The organism is Limosilactobacillus reuteri subsp. simiae (genome assembly GCF_020784875.1).
Taxonomy (GTDB): domain Bacteria; phylum Bacillota; class Bacilli; order Lactobacillales; family Lactobacillaceae; genus Limosilactobacillus; species Limosilactobacillus reuteri_H.
In genome coordinates, this window is record NZ_JAJGUI010000037.1 from 1 (window position 1) to 457 (window position 457).

The following is a 457-nucleotide window of genomic DNA, read 5'->3' on the forward strand; positions in this document are numbered from 1 at the left end:
AACCATAACAAGTTCGTTTTAGAGTTTTGATTTTGCGATTGATGCCTTCTAAAGGACCATTAGAGTATTCAAACTTAGCACTATTTAAGACATATTTTCTGTTTTGACGAAGGGTTTGGATAGCGGTATCCATTTCTGTATTGGTTTTTTGGTAGTCTAAGATGGTTGACTCTAGTAATTCACTATTGCGCTCGTTGAGGGCTTTCGTGATATCTTGGTAAGTTTGGTATACTTCAGCGAACTTAGAAAATTTACTAGTAATGAGATCCACAGCATTTTGGCGAGTCATATATTGCTTAACGCCGCGAAGAAAAACTACTTCTTCAGGGTGAAGATCTTCAGCTTTTTTATGGAATAGCTTCCAATGTGACTTCATAATTTTATATTCTCGGCTCTGTTTATCGAGTTGTTTTAGGATAGAAATACGACAATTGTCCAAAGCGCGACCAGCTAATTG

1 protein-coding gene is annotated in these 457 nt (G+C 36.8%); it reads right to left on the bottom strand.

Annotated elements, in window-relative coordinates; all coding sequences use genetic code 11:
• On the bottom strand, positions 1-457 hold a 457-nt coding region (locus LMC10_RS01305; RefSeq protein ID WP_229268724.1), incomplete at both ends, for a transposase.